1 protein-coding gene is annotated in these 857 nt (G+C 39.8%); it reads left to right on the forward strand.

Translation table 11 applies throughout. The features are described 5' to 3' along the window. Positions 1-30: 30 nt before the first annotated feature. Entirely contained in the window at positions 31-813 is a 783-nt protein-coding gene (locus NOG12_RS13220) for a nuclease-related domain-containing protein (RefSeq protein WP_313933510.1), read from the forward strand. The last annotated feature ends 44 nt before the right edge of the window (positions 814-857 follow it).

Genomic DNA, 857 nt, shown 5'->3' on the forward strand with positions numbered 1-857 from the left:
GGCGTTATGTGAATAAAGCGAGATCGTAGAATGGATTTTTCACCAGTCGTCAATCAAATAGTCAGTGCGCTTTGGTATCTTATACCAATTGCGATTCTCGCTGGAGTTCTTAAATCACCTTGGTTCAAAGGCGTTGTTGGCGAGTTTATCGTCAATTTATCAGCAAAGTTTTTACTGGATAAAGAAAAATACCAACTGATCAAGAACGTAACCCTGCCAACAGAAGATGGAAGCACACAGATAGATCACATCATCGTTTCTGAATTTGGCGTTTTCGTTGTTGAAACAAAAAATATGAAAGGCTGGATATTTGGGGGCCCCAACCAGAAAACATGGACTCAGAAGATTTATAAACATTCAAACAAATTTCAGAATCCATTGCGTCAGAACTATAAGCATGTAAAAACCCTTGAGTCATTGTTGGGCCTAAATGAGCAGCAAGTACATTCGGTGATTGTTTTTGTAGGTGACAGCACATTTAAAACAGAAATGCCTGAAAATGTGACCTATGGCGGAGGCTATGCGAGGTATATCAAATCAAAGAAAACGCCAGTTCTAAGCGAATCACAAGTAATAGAAATCGTGAAACAAATAGAACAGGGAAGGCTTACTCCATCATTTAGAACAAATCGCGAGCATGTTAGACACGTAAAAAATATCGTGTCCGAAAAAGAAAATAGAAATGTCCCGAGTTGCCCAAAATGCGGTAGTGAAATGGTTCTGCGAGAAACCAAGAAAGGTCAAAATATCGGTAAGAAATTCTGGGGTTGTACAATGTTTCCTCAATGCAGAGGAATCATGAATGTCACATAACAATCACATACACTCGGACAACCAAAAGCGCCGCTCGTTCCTCG

Source organism: Pseudidiomarina fusca, from assembly GCF_032227045.1.
Taxonomy (GTDB): Bacteria; Pseudomonadota; Gammaproteobacteria; order Enterobacterales; family Alteromonadaceae; genus Pseudidiomarina; species Pseudidiomarina fusca.